The organism is Mycobacterium sp. E802 (genome assembly GCF_001666875.1).
Classification (GTDB): Bacteria; Actinomycetota; Actinomycetes; order Mycobacteriales; family Mycobacteriaceae; genus Mycobacterium.
The window spans coordinates 71,050-87,430 of sequence record NZ_LZJD01000165.1 but is presented as its reverse complement, the minus strand read 5'-3'; the positions used below and the strand labels follow the sequence as shown (position 1 = coordinate 87,430).

The 16,381-nt window shown below is 66.4% G+C and carries 18 protein-coding genes and 2 pseudogenes; 17 read left to right on the top strand and 3 right to left on the bottom strand.

From position 1 onward, the window contains the following. Window positions 1–337 (bottom strand): annotated as a pseudogene (locus A5699_RS24755) (IS1634 family transposase); the annotation flags it as partial. A 111-nt stretch (window positions 338–448) separates the two neighbouring features. Between A5699_RS24755 and A5699_RS24750 the strand changes: the two are divergent. The 17 genes and pseudogenes from A5699_RS24750 to A5699_RS24670 form a co-directional block, all read left to right on the top strand. Further along, window positions 449–799, top strand: a pseudogene (locus A5699_RS24750) (NUDIX domain-containing protein); the annotation flags it as partial. A 51-nt stretch (window positions 800–850) separates the two neighbouring features. Beyond that, on the top strand, window positions 851–2,275 hold the full coding sequence (locus tag A5699_RS24745; protein ID WP_067775316.1) for an FAD-binding oxidoreductase: 1,425 nt from the start codon (window positions 851–853) through the stop codon (window positions 2,273–2,275). 114 nt (window positions 2,276–2,389) lie between these two features. Further along, window positions 2,390–3,094 carry a TetR/AcrR family transcriptional regulator gene (locus A5699_RS24740; protein WP_067775313.1) on the top strand — a complete coding sequence of 235 codons (705 nt, stop codon included), beginning with the start codon at window positions 2,390–2,392 and terminating at the stop codon, window positions 3,092–3,094. A 126-nt stretch (window positions 3,095–3,220) separates the two neighbouring features. After that, the gene (locus A5699_RS24735) at window positions 3,221–5,584 is read left to right on the top strand and encodes an arylsulfatase (protein WP_067775311.1); all 2,364 of its coding nucleotides are present in this window, start codon (window positions 3,221–3,223) and stop codon (window positions 5,582–5,584) included. Window positions 5,585–5,608: 24 nt separating this feature from the next. Next, window positions 5,609–6,499, top strand: coding sequence for a formylglycine-generating enzyme family protein (locus A5699_RS24730; protein ID WP_067775308.1), 891 nt, complete (start codon window positions 5,609–5,611; stop codon window positions 6,497–6,499). A gap of 248 nt (window positions 6,500–6,747) precedes the next feature. Next, window positions 6,748–7,116, top strand: coding sequence for a 50S ribosomal protein L14 (gene rplN, locus A5699_RS24725; RefSeq protein ID WP_003892852.1), 369 nt, complete (start codon window positions 6,748–6,750; stop codon window positions 7,114–7,116). After that, a complete protein-coding gene (gene rplX, locus A5699_RS24720; protein ID WP_003883431.1) occupies window positions 7,117–7,434 on the top strand; it encodes a 50S ribosomal protein L24 in 318 nt (105 codons plus the stop codon). Then, window positions 7,434–7,997 (top strand): 50S ribosomal protein L5, encoded by a 564-nt coding sequence (gene rplE, locus A5699_RS24715; protein WP_067775306.1) that lies wholly within the window; start codon window positions 7,434–7,436, stop codon window positions 7,995–7,997. Before rplX ends, rplE begins: the two co-directional genes overlap by 1 nt. Window positions 7,998–8,001: 4 nt before the next feature. Beyond that, window positions 8,002–8,187: a type Z 30S ribosomal protein S14 gene (locus A5699_RS24710; protein ID WP_003883429.1), complete on the top strand. Its 186-nt coding sequence runs from the start codon at window positions 8,002–8,004 to the stop codon at window positions 8,185–8,187. Window positions 8,188–8,272: 85 nt separating this feature from the next. Further along, window positions 8,273–8,671, top strand: a complete 399-nt coding sequence (gene rpsH / locus A5699_RS24705; protein WP_036441169.1) for a 30S ribosomal protein S8 — start codon at window positions 8,273–8,275, stop codon at window positions 8,669–8,671. 13 nt (window positions 8,672–8,684) lie between these two features. Then, window positions 8,685–9,224, top strand: coding sequence for a 50S ribosomal protein L6 (rplF, locus tag A5699_RS24700; RefSeq protein WP_067775304.1), 540 nt, complete (start codon window positions 8,685–8,687; stop codon window positions 9,222–9,224). A gap of 2 nt (window positions 9,225–9,226) precedes the next feature. Beyond that, the gene (gene rplR / locus A5699_RS24695; protein ID WP_067775302.1) at window positions 9,227–9,637 is read left to right on the top strand and encodes a 50S ribosomal protein L18; all 411 of its coding nucleotides are present in this window, start codon (window positions 9,227–9,229) and stop codon (window positions 9,635–9,637) included. Window positions 9,638–9,662: 25 nt separating this feature from the next. Next, a complete protein-coding gene (rpsE, locus tag A5699_RS24690; RefSeq protein WP_082957863.1) occupies window positions 9,663–10,310 on the top strand; it encodes a 30S ribosomal protein S5 in 648 nt (215 codons plus the stop codon). A gap of 2 nt (window positions 10,311–10,312) precedes the next feature. Continuing rightward, window positions 10,313–10,495: a 50S ribosomal protein L30 gene (gene rpmD / locus A5699_RS24685; protein WP_067775298.1), complete on the top strand. Its 183-nt coding sequence runs from the start codon at window positions 10,313–10,315 to the stop codon at window positions 10,493–10,495. Beyond that, window positions 10,492–10,935, top strand: coding sequence for a 50S ribosomal protein L15 (gene rplO, locus A5699_RS24680; protein ID WP_067775296.1), 444 nt, complete (start codon window positions 10,492–10,494; stop codon window positions 10,933–10,935). Before rpmD ends, rplO begins: the two co-directional genes overlap by 4 nt. A gap of 126 nt (window positions 10,936–11,061) precedes the next feature. After that, a complete protein-coding gene (sppA, locus tag A5699_RS24675) occupies window positions 11,062–12,846 on the top strand; it encodes a signal peptide peptidase SppA (RefSeq protein WP_067775292.1) in 1,785 nt (594 codons plus the stop codon). 173 nt (window positions 12,847–13,019) lie between these two features. Further along, window positions 13,020–14,456 (top strand): MFS transporter, encoded by a 1,437-nt coding sequence (locus tag A5699_RS24670; protein ID WP_369806767.1) that lies wholly within the window; start codon window positions 13,020–13,022, stop codon window positions 14,454–14,456. Window positions 14,457–14,459: 3 nt separating this feature from the next. On the opposite strand, the gene A5699_RS24665 is transcribed toward A5699_RS24670, so the two are convergent. Further along, a complete protein-coding gene (locus tag A5699_RS24665) occupies window positions 14,460–15,461 on the bottom strand; it encodes a class I SAM-dependent methyltransferase (protein WP_067775289.1) in 1,002 nt (333 codons plus the stop codon). An 18-nt stretch (window positions 15,462–15,479) separates the two neighbouring features. Next, window positions 15,480–16,379 (bottom strand): class I SAM-dependent methyltransferase, encoded by a 900-nt coding sequence (locus tag A5699_RS24660; RefSeq protein ID WP_067775286.1) that lies wholly within the window; start codon window positions 16,377–16,379, stop codon window positions 15,480–15,482. Window positions 16,380–16,381: the final 2 nt, after the last annotated feature.

The following is a 16,381-nucleotide window of genomic DNA, read 5'->3' as shown; positions in this document are numbered from 1 at the left end:
ACACCCCGGCCAGGGCCTCGTAGAGCAGACCGCTGCTGCTCTTGAGCACTTGCGGACGTGTCACCAGCTGTCGCGGCAGCGGTTCATCGGTGAACAATGCTTGGTCCGGTGGCCCAACCATATGGGCCCGAACGGCTTTCGGGGTGATCCCCAGATCTAACTCGCCCTGGGTGTCATCGGCCAGCAGCCGGCGGGCCTCCTCGATGAGCAGACCCAACTCGGCGTCATCACGCGCAGAGCCCACATGACGAACAATCCGGCGGCGCCCGTCCACGGATTCGGCGATCTGGACTGCCGTCGCGCCCGAGGCCGTGCGCACTCGCCGAATCCAGACCATCCAGGCAGCCTACTGATCCAAATTAGTGCCTAGCGGGTGCACTAAGCTAAGGCATCACCGCAGGTCAACGCGCCGCCGCTCTCGAAAACAGGCCAAAGTGACCCAACTCGGGCCGGAATGCACGACTGCCTGGCCGGCGGCGTCGTCGACCCGGGGGAGACACCCCTACAGACCGCGACCCGTGAGCTTGCCGAAGAACTCGGCGTCACCGGAGTGACGCTGGCGCCGCTGGCATCTGCGCCGTGGGACGGGCAGTGGGCCGGCAAGCCGATGCGTTGTCACCTGTTCGCGTTCGAGGCCCGTTGGGACGGGCCCATCCGTCACCAGCCCGAGGAGGTCGCCGACGGGTGGTGGTGGACCGACGACGAACTTGCACGGCACCTGGCCGATCCGGAGTGGTCTTTCGTTCCTGACACCCGGATTTTGGTGCCGCGGCTCCTTACGTCAACACCCTTGAGGTAGTACTGCCGATGCGTCTTACTGAGTTGGTCCCCGGCCACCCAGGAAGAACTCGTGCAAACTGTCTTCGAACGCACCGCCCCGGCCAGCAGCCTCGTCGATCGATCGTTGGCCACCGCCGTCCTGCAACCTTTCTGGCTCGACGACCTGCCGGCTCAGCCCAGCTATCCAGCTCTGACCCGGCCGTCGTCGCCCTATGATCTCGTGGTGGTCGGCGGCGGCTACACCGGCTTGTGGTCTGCGCTCCTGGCCAAGCAGCGGGATCCAGGTATCCGAGTCGCCCTGCTCGAGGGACAGACCCTGGGGTGGGCCGCCTCGGGGCGCAACGGCGGATTCGTCGAAGCCTCCCTGACCCACGGTGAGGACAACGGGCGCAGTCGGTGGCCCGATGAGATCGACATCCTCGACCGGCTCGGGATGGAGAACCTCGACGCCATCGAAAACACGGTCGCTGCCCTCGGTCTGGATTGCGACTTCGAACGGACCGGGACCATCGCGGTGGCACTCGAGGCCTATCAGGCCGCCGAACTGGCCGCCGCACCGGCCAGGCCGGGGCGCGTCTATCTCGACGGGCAGGCCGTTCGGGCCCAGGTCGACTCTCCCACATATCTGGCCGGCCTCTGGTCCAAGGACAGTGCTGCGCTCGTGCACCCCGCCAAGCTGGTCAGCGAACTCGGCCGAGCCGCAGTGGAACTCGGTGTGGACATCTACGAGCACAGCAAGGTGCTCGGTGTCCGCCCCGACCGTCGGCGTGGAGCACTGACTGTACGTACCGAGCGCGCGGCGCTGCGTGCCGACCGAGTAATCCTGGCCACCAACGGATTTCCGTCGCTGTTGAAGCGCTACCGCTACCACACGGTGCCGGTGTACGACTACGCGTTGATGACCGAGCCGCTGACCGACGCCCAGCTGGCAAGTATCGGCTGGGGCAACCGCCAGGGCATCAGCGACATGTCGAACCAGTTCCACTATTACCGGCTGTCGAAGGACAACCGCATCCTGTGGGGTGGGTATGACGCGGTCTATCACTTCGGCGGCCAGATCCGCCCGCAGTACGAGGACCGCGACGTCACGTATCGCCGCCTTGCCGGCCACTTCTTCACGACGTTCCCGCAATTGGAGGACATCAGCTTCACCCACCGGTGGGCAGGCATGATCGACACCTCGACGCGTTTCTGTGCGTTCTTCGGCTCGGCATGCGGAGGCCGCATCGGATACGCCGCCGGGTTCACCGGGCTGGGTGTGGCGGCCACCCGGTTCGCCGCCGAGGTCATGCTCGACCGGTTCGCCGGTACGCCGACGGCGCGCACCCAACTCGAGATGGTCGAGTCGATGCCGTTGCCGTTCCCGCCGGAGCCGTTGGCCTCGGCCGGTATTCAGGCCACGCGTTGGTCGCTCGACCGAGCCGACCATCATGAGGGCCGACGCAACGTGCTGCTGAGAGCGCTCGACGCGATGGGATTGGGGTTCGACTCATGAGAGAGCCGTTCGCCGGATAAGCGTTGCCGTGCGCAGAGGCGTGCGCACGCCGCACAATGTCACGGAGAGCGTTGACGTAAACGCGGAGAAGGCAGTGCGGATAGCAGAACGCGGATGAGCAGAACTTTGAAGTCCGAGTCACCGAAGCGACGGCGGCGGCAGACGAAGCGGGGCGTCGTGCTGTCCGAGGAGCTCATCGTCGAGGCCGCGCTGCGCGTGTTGCAGTACCACGGCGCCGGCGGTTTGACCGTCCGACGCCTCGGGGTGGCGCTCGGGGCTGACCCGACCGCCCTGTACCGCTACTTCCGCGGCATCGAGGACGTGGTGCTGGCCGTCACCGAGGAACTGTTGCGACGAGTGGTCGACGGCTGGGAGCCGACCGGCCGCTGGCGCGACGACATGCGCGAACTCGGGTTGCGCCTGCACCGCGTGTACCTCGCGCATCCGCAGGCGGGTGTGCTGGCCGCGAGCCGGGTGACCGGCGGCCCCCACGAGATCCAGATCATCGAGACGGTGTTGGGTTCGCTGCGCGCGGCGGGGTTCCCGGAGCGAGACGCAGTGGAGGTGTACCACGCCTTCATCGACCAGATGCTGGGATTCGCCGCGCTCGACGCCGCCTTCGAGGCGCTGCCGGCCGAACACAAGAAGCGCGACGACGACACGTGGCGCGACACCTACGCGCAGTTGCCCGCCGCCACCCATCCGAACATCGCGGCCACCAGCGGCCTGCTCGACGAGTCGATGCGGCGCAGCGCATGTGAGTCCGCCCTTGATCTGCTGCTCGACGGAATTGCGCTGCGACTGGACAGCTCACGCTGAGCCCGGCCACGTCAGAATCGGCGTTGAACGCAACGTCAGTTTCGTCAGCACACGCCGGCGAGCAGGTGTAGTCTCCTCCGCGATCAGTCTTACCGGGGTCGAATCGCCTACCGGAACGAGGTCGCCATGGCTGCCGGGTCAAACTCAGCGTTCAACGGCAAGATCGAGCTGGATATCAGGGATTCCGAACCGGATTGGGGCCCGTACGCCGCGCCCACTGCGGTCGAGAACGCCCCCAACGTGCTGTACCTGGTGTGGGATGACACCGGCATCGCCACCTGGGACTGCTTCGGTGGTCTGGTGGACATGCCCGCGATGAGTCGGATCGCCGAACGTGGAGTTCGGTTGTCCCAGTTCCACACCACCGCGCTGTGTTCGCCCACCCGGGCGTCGCTGCTCACCGGTCGCAACGCCACCACGGTCGGAATGGCCACCATCGAGGAATTCACCGACGGATTCCCCAACTGCAACGGCCGGATTCCGTATGAGACCGCCCTCCTTTCGGAGGTGCTCGCCGAAAACGGCTACAACACCTACTGTGTGGGCAAGTGGCATCTGACGCCGTTGGAGGAATCCAACCTCGCTGCCACCAAACGACATTGGCCGTGCTCACGGGGTTTTGAACGGTTCTACGGATTCATGGGCGGGGAGACCGACCAGTGGTATCCGGATCTGGTGTACGACAACCATCCGGTGGACCCGCCGGCCACCCCCGAGGATGGCTACCACCTGTCTCGCGACTTGGCCGACAAGACCATCGAGTTCATCCGTGACGCCAAGGTGATCGCGCCCGACAAACCCTGGTTCACCTACCTGTGCCCGGGTGCCGGTCATGCCCCGCACCATGTGTTCAAAGAGTGGGCCGACCGGTATGCCGGGCGGTTCGACATGGGCTACGAGGCCTACCGCGACATCGTGCTGGAAAACCAGAAGCGGCTGGGCATCGTGCCGCCTGACACCGAGTTGTCGCCGGTCAACCCGTACGCGGATGTCTTGGGTCCCAACGGCCAACCGTGGCCCGCGCAGGACACCGTGCGGCCGTGGGACACCTTGAGCGACGACGAGAAAAGGCTCTTCGCCCGGATGGCGGAGGTGTTCGCCGGGTTCCTGTCCTACACCGACGCCCAGATCGGCCGGATCCTGGACTTCCTGGAAGAGACCGGACAGCTCGACAACACGATCATCGTGGTGATCTCCGACAACGGTGCCAGCGGTGAGGGCGGTCCGAACGGTTCGGTCAACGAAACCAAGTTCTTCAACGGCTACATCGACAGTGCCGAGGAGGGGCTGAAGTTCATCGACCGGCTGGGCTCACCGGAGACCTACAACCACTACCCGATCGGCTGGGCCCTGGCGTTCAACACGCCCTACAAACTGTTCAAGCGCTACGCCTCCCACGAGGGTGGGATCGCCGACACCGCGATCATCTCCTGGCCCAACGGGATCGGTGCGCATGGTGCGGTTCGCGACAACTACGTCAACGTCTGTGACATCACCCCCACGGTGTACGACCTGCTCGGGATCACCCCGCCGGCAAGTGTGCGGGGTGTACCGCAGAAGCCGCTGGACGGCGTGAGTTTCAAAGTGGCACTGGATGATCCGGATGCGCCGACGGGCAAGGAGGCCCAGTTCTACACCATGCTCGGAACCCGTGGAATTTGGCACAAAGGCTGGTTCGCCAACACCGTGCACGCCGCCACGCCTTCGGGCTGGTCACATTTCGACGCCGACCGCTGGGAGCTGTTCCACATCGCGGCCGACCGCAGCCAGTGCCATGATCTGGCCGCCGAACACCCGGACAAACTCGCCGAGCTCACGGCGCTGTGGTTCAGCGAGGCCGAGAAGTACAACGGTCTGCCGCTGGCCGACCTCAACATCCTGGAGACCATGGCGCGGTGGCGGCCGTACCTGGCTCGCGAGCGAACCAGCTACACCTACTATCCCCACACCGCCGAGGTGGGACTCGGTGCCGCGGCCGAACTGCGCGGGCAATCGTTCACCGTGCTCTGCGAAGTCAGCGTGGACGACGCCGACGCCGAGGGGGTGTTGTTCAAGCAGGGCGGCGCCCACGGTGGTCACGTGTTGTTCATCGCCGACGGACGGCTGCACTACGTCTACAACTTCCTCGGCGAACACGAGCAGCTGCTGGTCTCACCGGACCCGGTTCCGTTGGGGCGGCACATCTTCGGTGTGCAGTACCGGCGGACCGACACAGTCGAGGGCAGTCACACCCCGCTCGGTGACACCACGATGTTCGTCGACGACACAGCGGTGGCCGAGCTGGCGGAAATGCAGACCCATCCGGGAATGTTCGCGCTCGCCGGCGGTGGCATCTGCATCGGCCGCAACCCGGGATCTGCGGTGTCCCAACATTATCGGGCCCCGTTCGCATTCACCGGCGGCACCATCGCGAAGGTCACCGTCGACCTGTCCGGTGAGCCCTACCAGGACCTCGAGCGCGATCTCGCCGCCGCCTTCGCCAAGGACTGAGCGGCCGCGACTAGCCTCGGATTCGTGTTCACCGAACTCGTCGAACTACCGGGCGGGTCCTTTCGCATGGGCTCGACGGCGTTCTACCCCGAGGAAGTTCCGGTGCACACCGCCACCGTCGGCGCCTTCGCGATAGAGCGCCACCCCGTCACCACCGCGCAGTTCGGTGAGTTCGTCGAGGCCACCGGGTACGTCACGGTCGCCGAGCGGCCGATGGACCCGGCGCTGTACCCCGGCGTGGACGAGGCCGATCTGGCCCCCGGGGCCTTGGTGTTCGTCCCCACCGACGGCCCGGTCGACCTGCGGGACTGGCGGCAATGGTGGGACTGGGCGCCCGGGGCCAACTGGCGTCATCCCTTCGGCCCGGACCGCGAGCCGGCGGCCCCCGACCATCCCGTCGTCCAGGTGGCCTACCCGGACGCGGCGGCGTACGCGGCCTGGGCCGGACGGCGGCTGCCCACCGAAGCCGAATGGGAGTACGCCGCGCGCGGGGGAGTGGACGGCACCTACGCCTGGGGCGACGACGCGAACCCGGGTGGGCGCGTGATGGCCAACACCTGGCAGGGCCACTTCCCGTACCGCAACGACGGCGCGCTGGGCTGGCGCGGCACCTCGCCGGTCGGCAGTTTCCCGCCCAACGCCTTCGGTCTCGCCGACATGATCGGCAATGTGTGGGAGTGGACCACCACGCGGTTCACCGCGCACCATCAACCGGATGCCGACGCGCCGGCCTGCTGTCCGGCAGCCGACCCTGATCCGATGGTGAACCAGGTGCTCAAGGGTGGTTCGCACCTGTGCGCGCCGGAGTACTGCCACCGGTACCGTCCGGCGGCGCGCTCCCCGCAGTCACAGGACAGCTCGACGACCCATATCGGGTTTCGCTGCGTGGCAGAGGTGAAGTCGGCGGGGCAGTAGCCCCGAGGGTGCACACAGATCGCCGTCGGTGGGAAAAGTACGATCTCACCGCACGCTCACCGCACGTTCGTGGGAAAAGCGCCACGATTTGGTGCATTCGCCGTGCTCACCTACTATGTAGGGGTTGCCTTGGGCAGACCTCGGCTGACTGCTGTTTAAGAGTCAGCCCCGCGTGCCCTTCGGAAACAAAGACCGCGCACGTCCAGGTCGGTATCTGGCGTGCATACAAAACCAGGTCAGGAGATCGAGTGATTCAGCAGGAATCGCGGTTGAAGGTCGCCGACAACACGGGCGCCAAGGAGATCTTGTGCATCCGTGTGCTCGGTGGCTCATCGCGACGCTACGCCGGCATCGGTGATGTCATCGTCGCGACCGTCAAGGACGCCATCCCCGGCGGCAACGTCAAGCGCGGCGACGTCGTCAAGGCCGTCGTGGTGCGCACCGTCAAGGAGCGCCGTCGCGCCGACGGCAGCTACATCAAGTTCGACGAGAACGCCGCCGTCATCATCAAGAACGACAACGACCCGCGCGGCACCCGCATCTTCGGGCCCGTCGGCCGCGAACTGCGCGAGAAGAAGTTCATGAAGATCGTCTCGCTGGCTCCGGAGGTTTTGTAAATGAAGGTCCACAAGGGCGACACCGTGCTGGTGGTCTCGGGTAAGGACAAGGGCGCCAAGGGCAAGGTCATCGAGGCCTACCCGACCCGCGACAAGGTCCTCGTCGAGGGCGTCAACCGGATCAAGAAGCACACCGCGCAGTCGCAGAACGAGCGCGGCGCATCCTCGGGCGGCATCGTCACCCAGGAGGCCGCGATCCACGTGTCCAACGTGATGGTCGTCGACTCCGACGGCAAGCCGACCCGCGTGGGTTACCGCGTCGATGAGGAGACCGGCAAGAAGGTCCGCATCGCCAAGACCAATGGCAAGGACATCTGATGACTGCACCAGAGAAGGTTCAGCCCCGGCTGAAGCAGCGCTACCGCGAAGAGATCCGGGATGCGCTCAACAAGCAGTTCGAGTTCGACAACGTCATGCAGATCCCCGGCGTGGTCAAGGTCGTCGTCAACATGGGTGTCGGTGACGCCGCCCGCGACGCCAAGCTGATCAACGGTGCGGTCAACGACCTGCAGCTGATCACCGGCCAGAAGCCGGAGATCCGCAAGGCCCGCAAGTCCATCGCCCAGTTCAAGCTGCGTGAGGGCATGCCCATCGGCGCGCGCGTCACCCTGCGTGGTGACCGGATGTGGGAGTTCCTGGACCGGCTGATCTCCATCGCGCTGCCCCGTATCCGCGACTTCCGCGGCCTGAACGGCAAGCAGTTCGACGGCACCGGCAACTACACCTTCGGCCTCAACGAGCAGTCGATGTTCCATGAGATCGACGTGGACTCCATCGACCGCCCCCGCGGCATGGACATCACCGTCGTCACCTCGGCGACCAACGACGACGAAGGCCGTGCGCTGCTGAAGGCGCTGGGCTTCCCCTTCAAGGAGAACTGAGCACATGGCAAAGAAGGCGTTGATCCACAAGGCCAACAAGAAGCCCAAGTTCGCGGTCCGCGCGTACACGCGGTGCAACAAGTGCGGTCGCCCGCACTCGGTTTACCGCAAGTTCGGGCTGTGCCGTATCTGCCTGCGCGAGATGGCGCACGCCGGTGAACTGCCCGGCGTGCAGAAGTCCAGCTGGTAACAGACCCCCAACAACAGGTTGCGGAAGGCCTCCCCTCAAAAACTGGGGGACGGGGAACCGCCGCGAGGAAGGTGAGCCGGTTGTCATGACGATGACTGACCCGATCGCAGACTTCTTGACACGTCTGCGCAACGCCAATTCGGCGTATCACGATGAGGTGACTCTGCCCCACTCGAAGATCAAGGCGAACATCGCCGAGATCCTCAAGAAAGAGGGCTACATCAACGACTACCGCACCGAGGATGCTCGCGTCGGCAAGTCCCTGGTGGTCTCGCTCAAGTACGGCCCCAGCCGTGAGCGCAGCATCGCCGGCCTGCGCCGGGTGTCCAAGCCCGGCCTGCGGGTCTACGCAAAATCCACCAACCTGCCTCGGGTGCTCGGCGGCCTGGGCGTGGCGATCATCTCCACGTCCTCGGGCCTGCTCACCGACCGCCAGGCAGCACGACAGGGCGTGGGCGGCGAAGTCCTCGCTTACGTCTGGTAGGGGGCAGCAGAACATGTCGCGTATTGGTAAGCAGCCGGTCCCGGTTCCCGCCGGGGTCGATGTGACGATCGACGGCCGCAACGTCTCGGTCAAGGGCCCCAAGGGCACCCTGACCCTCGACGTTGCCGAGCCGATCACCGTCGAGCGCAACGACGACGGCGCCATCGTGGTCAGCCGTCCTGACGACGAGCGGCGCAGCCGCTCCCTGCACGGGCTCTCCCGCACCCTGGTGGCCAACCTGGTCACCGGTGTCACCGAGGGCTACACCCGCAAGATGGAGATCTTCGGCGTCGGCTACCGCGTCGCACTCAAGGGCACCAACCTGGAGTTCGCACTCGGCTACAGCCACCCCGTGGTGATCGAGGCGCCCGAAGGCATCACCTTCGCCGTCGAGACGCCCACCAAGTTCTCCATCTCCGGTATCGACAAGCAGAAGGTCGGTCAGATCTCCGCGGTCATCCGCCGCCTGCGCCGTCCCGACCCCTACAAGGGCAAGGGCGTGCGTTACGAGGGTGAGCAGATCCGCCGCAAGGTCGGAAAGACAGGTAAGTAACCATGGCTACCAAAGCAGAAGGTACGGCAGCCGCCCGTAAGCCGGTGGGGCAGAACATCTCCGAGACCCGCCGCAACGCCCGGCTGCGTCGCCACGCCCGGCTGCGCAAGAAGGTCTCCGGCACCGCGGCGACCCCGCGTCTGGTGGTCAACCGGTCGGCTCGGCACATCCACGTCCAGCTCGTCGACGACCTGCAGGGCGTCACGCTGGCGGCGGCCAGCTCGATCGAGGCCGACGTGCGCGCCGTCGAAGGTGACAAGAAGGCGCACAGCGTTCGGGTCGGTCAGCTGATCGCCGAGCGCGCCAAGGCCGCCGGCGTCGAGACCGTGGTGTTCGACCGTGGTGGCTACACCTATGGCGGCCGGATCGCCGCGCTGGCCGATGCCGCGCGCGAGGGCGGGCTGAAATTCTGATGATGGTCAACGAGAGGACTGCATGATGGCCGAGCAGGCAGGAGCCGCTCCGGCGCAGGAGAACCGTGGCGGCCGTGGTCGTCGCGACGACCGCGGTGGCCGTGGCGGCCGCGACAGCGGCGAGAAGAGCAACTACATCGAGCGCGTGGTGTCGATCAACCGCGTCTCCAAGGTGGTCAAGGGTGGTCGGCGTTTCAGCTTCACCGCGCTGGTCATCGTCGGTGACGGGCACGGCATGGTCGGCGTCGGCTACGGCAAGGCCAAGGAAGTTCCGGCCGCCATCGCCAAGGGCGTCGAGGAGGCCCGCAAGGGCTTCTTCCGGGTTCCGCTGATCGGCGGCACCATCGTCCACCCGGTGCAGGGCGAAGCCGCTGCCGGTGTGGTGATGCTGCGTCCGGCCAGCCCCGGTACCGGTGTGATCGCCGGCGGTGCGGCCCGCGCGGTGCTGGAATGCGCCGGCGTGCACGACATCCTGGCCAAGTCGCTGGGCAGTGACAACGCGATCAACGTGGTGCACGCCACCGTTGCCGCGCTGAAGATGCTGCAGCGGCCGGAGGAAGTGGCGGCCCGTCGCGGTCTGCCGCTGGAGGACGTGGCGCCGGCCGGCATGCTCAGGGCCCGGCGCGAGAGCGAAGCGCTGGCTGCCGCAGCAGCGCGTGAGGGATCGGCATAACCATGGCAGAGCTCAAGATCACCCAGGTGCGTGGCACCATCGGTGCACGCTGGAAGCAGCGCGAAAGCCTGCGGACGCTGGGGCTGAAGAAGATTCGTCAGTCCGTGGTGCGTGAGGACAACGCTCAGACGCGTGGCCTCATCCGGACTGTTCATCACCTCGTCGAGGTTGAGGAAGTCAAATGAGTGTTATCAAGCTTCACGACCTGAAGCCCGCCCCCGGGGAGAAGACCGCCAAGACCCGCGTCGGTCGTGGTGAGGGCTCCAAGGGTAAGACTGCCGGTCGTGGTACCAAGGGCACCAAGGCCCGCAAGAACGTCCCCGTGATGTTCGAGGGTGGCCAGATGCCGATCCACATGCGGCTGCCGAAGCTCAAGGGCTTCAAGAACCGCTTCCGGACCGAGTATGAGGTCGTCAACGTCGGCGACATCAACAAGGCGTTCCCGGAGGGTGGCACCGTTGGTGTCGAGGAACTCGTCGCCAAGGGCCTGGTTCGCAAGAACAGCCTGGTGAAGGTTCTCGGTGACGGCAAGCTGGCCGTCAAGGTCGACGTGACCGCCAACAAGTTCAGTGGTAGCGCCCGTGAGGCGATCACCGCTGCCGGCGGTTCGGCCACCGAGCTGTAATTGGCGGCTCGCCGCCGTGCTGTAATTTCTTTCTGCGCGAGCAGACACAGATGTCCCCGCACGCCCGGCGTGTCGGGGACATTTGCGTCTGCTCGCCAGTCTCAGGCGATCGGTAGGCTCGGAATCATGTTCGCCTTCCTCCCAGGACTTCCCGGCCAGGACGATCTCAAGGCGTTGGTGCGGCGCGTCGACACCGCCCGTCACAACGGCGTGCCCAGCGGCTGTGTGCTCGAGCTCGATCTGCTCTCCATCCCGCCGGAAACCGCGGGCTTCGGCCCGCTCGCGATGATCGCCGGCGGGGGCCGTCCGATGACGTTGCGCCACGCCGTCGCCGCGATCCACCGCGCCGCCGAGGACGATCGGGTCGCCGGTCTGATCGCCCGGGTGCAGCTGCCGGCCGCCGCGCCCGGTCCGGTTCAGGAACTACGCGAGGCCATCACGGCGTTCGGCGCCGTCAAGCCGACGGTGGCCTGGGCCGAGACCTACCCGGGCACGCTGTCCTACTACCTGGCCTCGGCCTTCCGCGAAGTGTGGATGCAGCCGTCGGGAACCGTCGGTCTGATCGGCTTCGCCACCAGCGCGATGTTTCTGCGCGACGCTTTGGACAAGGTGGGCATCGAGGCGCAGTTCGTCACTCGAGGCGAATACAAATCGGCGGCAAACGTTTTCACCGAAGGCCGGTACACCGAAGCGCAACGCGAGGCCGACGGTCGGATGATCGAAAGCCTGCAATCGCAGGTCTGGCACGCCATCGCCGAATCGCGGAACCTGACCATCGAGGCGCTCGACGGGCTGGCCGACAGCGCGCCGGTGTTGCGTGACGCGGCGGTCAGCGCCGGGTTGATCGACCGCATCGGCTTCCGCGACGAGGCCTACTCGCGGATCGGGGAGCTGTCCGGCGGCCCGACCGAGGTGGGTGCCGACGCCGACAGCCACCCCGAAGCCCCACCGCGGCTTTATCTTTCGCGTTACGCACGCACAGCGCCCAAGGTTCCGACGCCGCAGATACCCGGCCGCAAGGCCAAGCCCACCGTCGCGGTGGTGACATTGCACGGCCCCATCGTCAGCGGCCGCGGTGGGCCACAGGTGCTGCCGCTGGGGAACTCGAGCGCCGGCGGGGACACGATCGCCGCGGCGCTGCGGGAGGCCGCGGCCGACGATGACGTATCGGCGATCGTGTTGCGGGTCGACAGCCCCGGCGGGTCGGTGACCGGATCCGAAACCATTTGGCGAGAAGTGGTTCGGGCCCGGGAGCGGGGCAAGCCCGTGGTGGCGTCGATGGGCGCGGTGGCGGCCTCGGGCGGCTATTACGTGTCGATGGCGGCCGACGAGATCGTGGCCAATCCCGGCACCCTCACCGGATCCATCGGTGTGATCACCGGCAAACTGGTGTCGCGTGAGCTCAAGGACAAACTCGGGGTCGGCACAGATTCGTTGCGTACCAACGCCAATGCCGACGCCTGGTCCTCGAATGCGCCGTTCACCGACGAACAGCAGGCCAACATCGAAGCCGAGACCGGCCTGATGTACACCGATTTCGTCGAGCGGGTGGCGCAAGGGCGCAACCTCACCGTCGAGCAAGTCGAGGAGGTGGCCCGCGGCCGCGTGTGGACCGGGTCGGACGCCAAGGACCGCGGCCTCGTCGACGAACTCGGTGGCCTGCGCACCGCGATCACCCGGGCCAAGGTGCTGGCCGGGCTGGACCCGGACACCAAGGTGCGGGTTCTCAGCTATCCCGGCTCGTCCTGGCTGGACATGCTGCGGCCCAAACCTTCGTCACAGCCCGCGGCGGCATCGTTGCCGCAGGCCGTGGGGGTGATGGTGGGACGGTCGGTCGTGGGCATCCTCGATCAGGCCGAACGCAGCATGACCGGGGTCAATGCCCTCTGGCTGGGCGAACACCGGTTCTGACCCGGACCCGCCGAGGACGGGGGAGATTCGCATCAGACCGTGCGGCGCGGTAACGTCGGCTGCGGAGCAGAAGGTAGCCAATCAAACTACGGTCTGGCCCTGCGGTGTTGATCTTCATCAGCCGACGTCGAGGTATGTGGCGGGAGCAGTGTCGTCAGGCACGAGGAGGTCCCGTGGGCACCGCGCACTCGGACGGCACGAACGACACATCGGATCCATCGGAATCGCCCGACCAGTCCGCGGTGGAGGACACTCCCCCCGAAGTGCAGCGGCGTGCCGTCGCCGCATCCGCGATCGGCAACGCCACCGAATGGTTTGACTACGGCATCTACGCCTACGGCGTGAGCTATATATCCGCGGCCATCTTCCCCGGCAGTGCCGAGCACGCGACACTGCTGGCTCTGATGACGTTCGCGGTGTCCTTCCTGGTCCGGCCTCTCGGCGGGTTCGTCTGGGGTCCGCTGGGGGACCGGATCGGCCGCAAACAGGTGCTGGCCATCACGATTCTGTTGATGGCCGGCTCCACCCTGTGCGTGGGGCTGGTGCCGACGTATGCGTCGATCGGGATCTGGGCACCGGTGCTGATGGTGCTGCTGCGGATGGTGCAGGGCTTCTCCACCGGTGGCGAGTACGGCGGTGCCGCGACCTTCATGGCCGAGTACGCACCCTCGCGTCGGCGCGGATTCCTCGGCAGTTTCCTGGAATTCGGCACGCTGGCCGGATTCTCTCTGGGCGCGCTGATGATGTTGAGCTTCTCGCTGATCCTCAGCGAGGACCAGATGGGTTCGTGGGGTTGGCGTTTGCCGTTCCTGGTGGCTGCTCCGCTGGGGCTCATCGGGGTTTACCTGCGCACCCGGCTGTCGGAGACCCCGGTGTTCCAGGAACATTCCGAGGCCGAGGAGGCGGCTCCCGAGCAATCCTCCTCCGGCGGGCTCAAGGAACTGTTGTCCCAATACTGGGGCCCGGTGCTGCGGCTGGGCGGCCTGGTGGTGGCACTCAACGTGGTGAACTACACGCTGCTGACCTACATGCCCACGTATCTGAAGAGCACCATCGGACTGTCCACCGACATGTCGTTGGTGGTGCCGATCATCGGGATGCTGGCGATGATGCTGTTCGTACCGTTCGCCGGACACATCTCGGATCGGGTTGGGCGCAAACCGATGTGGTGGTTCTCGCTGATCGGTCTGTTCATCGCGGGTGTGCCGATGTTCCTGCTGATGGGCGCCAGCCCGCTCGGCGCGGTGATCGGCTACGCGGTGCTCGGGCTGCTGTACGTCCCGCAGTTGGCCACCATCTCGGCCACCTTCCCGGCCATGTTCCCGACCCAGGTCCGATACGCCGGCTTCGCGATCGCCTACAACGTGTCCACGTCGATATTCGGCGGCACCGCACCGGCCGTCAACGACTGGCTGGTCAACCTCACCGGCGACAACCTGGTGCCCGCCTACTACATGATGCTGGCGTGCGTGATCGGCGCTGTGGCGCTGGTCAAAATCCCTGAGACCGCGCGGTGTCCGATCAGCGGCACCGAGATCCCCGGGACACCGGAGGCACCCCCGGCCCTCGAGTACGACGCGGAAGCCGATCCCACGGGCCGGGCGGCCTGAGGCTCAGGGCAGGGTGCCACTGACGTAGACGATTTCGCCCATCGGATCGTCGTCGTCATGGTCCGGCGCGGCCAGGCCGTGGCGGGCGAACAGTTCGGAGCGCGGCACGCCGTTCATCTGCCAGCCCTTGGCGTTGAGGTAATCGGCGGCCGAATGCCGTTCGCCGTGGTAGACCAGCGAAGGCATGTCCATGTCGAGGCCGATCTGGCTGAACGTGGCCGTGGCGGCCCGCGCCTTGTCCGGATCGAAATCCTTGATCCCGGGCACGAATTCGGTTGCCACCGCACTGCCGGGGGCGCTGAGCGCGGCGATGTTGTCGAAGAGCCGGTCCTGGGCCTCCGGCGGTAGATAGATCAGCAGCCCCTCGGCGCACCACGCGGTCGGTACGTCCGGATCGAAGCCTGCCGCGCGCAACGCGGACGGCCAGTCGTCGCGCAGATCGATCGGCACGGTCCGCCGTTGCGCGGTCGGCTCGGCTCCCAGATCGGCCAAGGTGCGGGTCTTGAACTCGATCACCTCGGGCTGGTCGATTTCGTAGACCACGGTGCCGTCCGGCCACGGCAGCCGGTAGGCGCGCGAGTCCAGGCCGGACGCCAGGATCACCGCCTGCCGGATGCCCGCCTTGCCCGCGGCTCCGGTGGAATTGCCGCCTACGGCGGCGGCGGTGGAATTGCCGCCTACGGCGGCGGCGGTGGAATTGCCGCCTACGGCGGCGGTGAAGAAGTCGTCGAAAAACCGGGTGCGCACGGCCATTTCGTCGATGTTGGCGCGGGCCTTCTCGGCGGCGTCCGGTGACAGCTGGGCCAGGGCTTCGAAATCAAGTTCACCGTCGACCATCTTGGTGAACGCCTCGATGCCCACCGCGCGCACCAGCGGCGCGGCAAACGGATCGTCGATCAGGCCGTGGTCGTCGCGGCTGGCGATCGCCCTGCCGGTCGCCACGAGCGTCGCGGTCGCCCCGACGTTGGAGGCCAGATCCCAGCTGTCTCCGTCACTGCGTGCCATCGCGGGCCTCCTGGTCGTCTAGTTCGCCGGTTTCAGGACTGCTGAAAGATAACCCGAATCGCCGGCCATATCGGCCAGCTCGTCGGGGAAGTCGAAACCATGAGCCGCGTAGGCCGAGCGGGTGGGTTGCACCGTCACGTCCCAGCCCCGCGCGGCGAGATAGTCGCGTGCGGTGGTCCGCTCGCCCGAATAGAACAGGTCCATCAGGTCCACGTCGGAGCCGACCTTCTTGGACCACTCGCTGACCCGCTGCGACCAGTTCTCGGTGAGCGTCTTGACGTCCATGTGTTCGGTGCCCAGCCGGCTTCCCGGGGCACTGAGCGCGGTGATGTTGTCGAACAACCGGTCCTGCGCCTCTGGCGGCAGATAGATCAGCAGTCCTTCGGCAATCCAGACGGTCGGAGTCGACGGGTCGAAACCGTTGGCCCGCAAGGCCGTCGGCCAGTCGTCCCGTAGGTCGACCGGCACGGTGTGATGCGTCGCGGCCGGCTCGGCCCCGAGCTCGGCCAGCGTGCGTGTCTTGAATTCCAGCACGGCCGGCTGGTCCACCTCGAACACCACAGTGTCGGCGGGCCAATCCAACCGGTAGGCGCGGGTATCCAGGCCCGAGGCCAGGATCACCGCCTGCCGAATTCCGGCGGCGGACCGGAAGATGTCGTCGAAAAACCTGGTGCGCACCGCGATCTGCTCACACATCCGCTGCCGGTCCAGCATCAGATCGCCCTCGACGCACACCTCGCCGTCGGCGAGCCGGATGCTGTGTTCGAGGCCGACGGCCCGGACCAACGCGTCGGCATACGGGTCGTTGATGAGCGGATCGGGTTGCTTGGTTGCCAACGCCCGTGAGGCCGCGACACCGGTCGCGGTTGCGCCGACGCTGGTGGCCAGATCCCAGGTGTCACCTTCGGTGCGTGCCATGT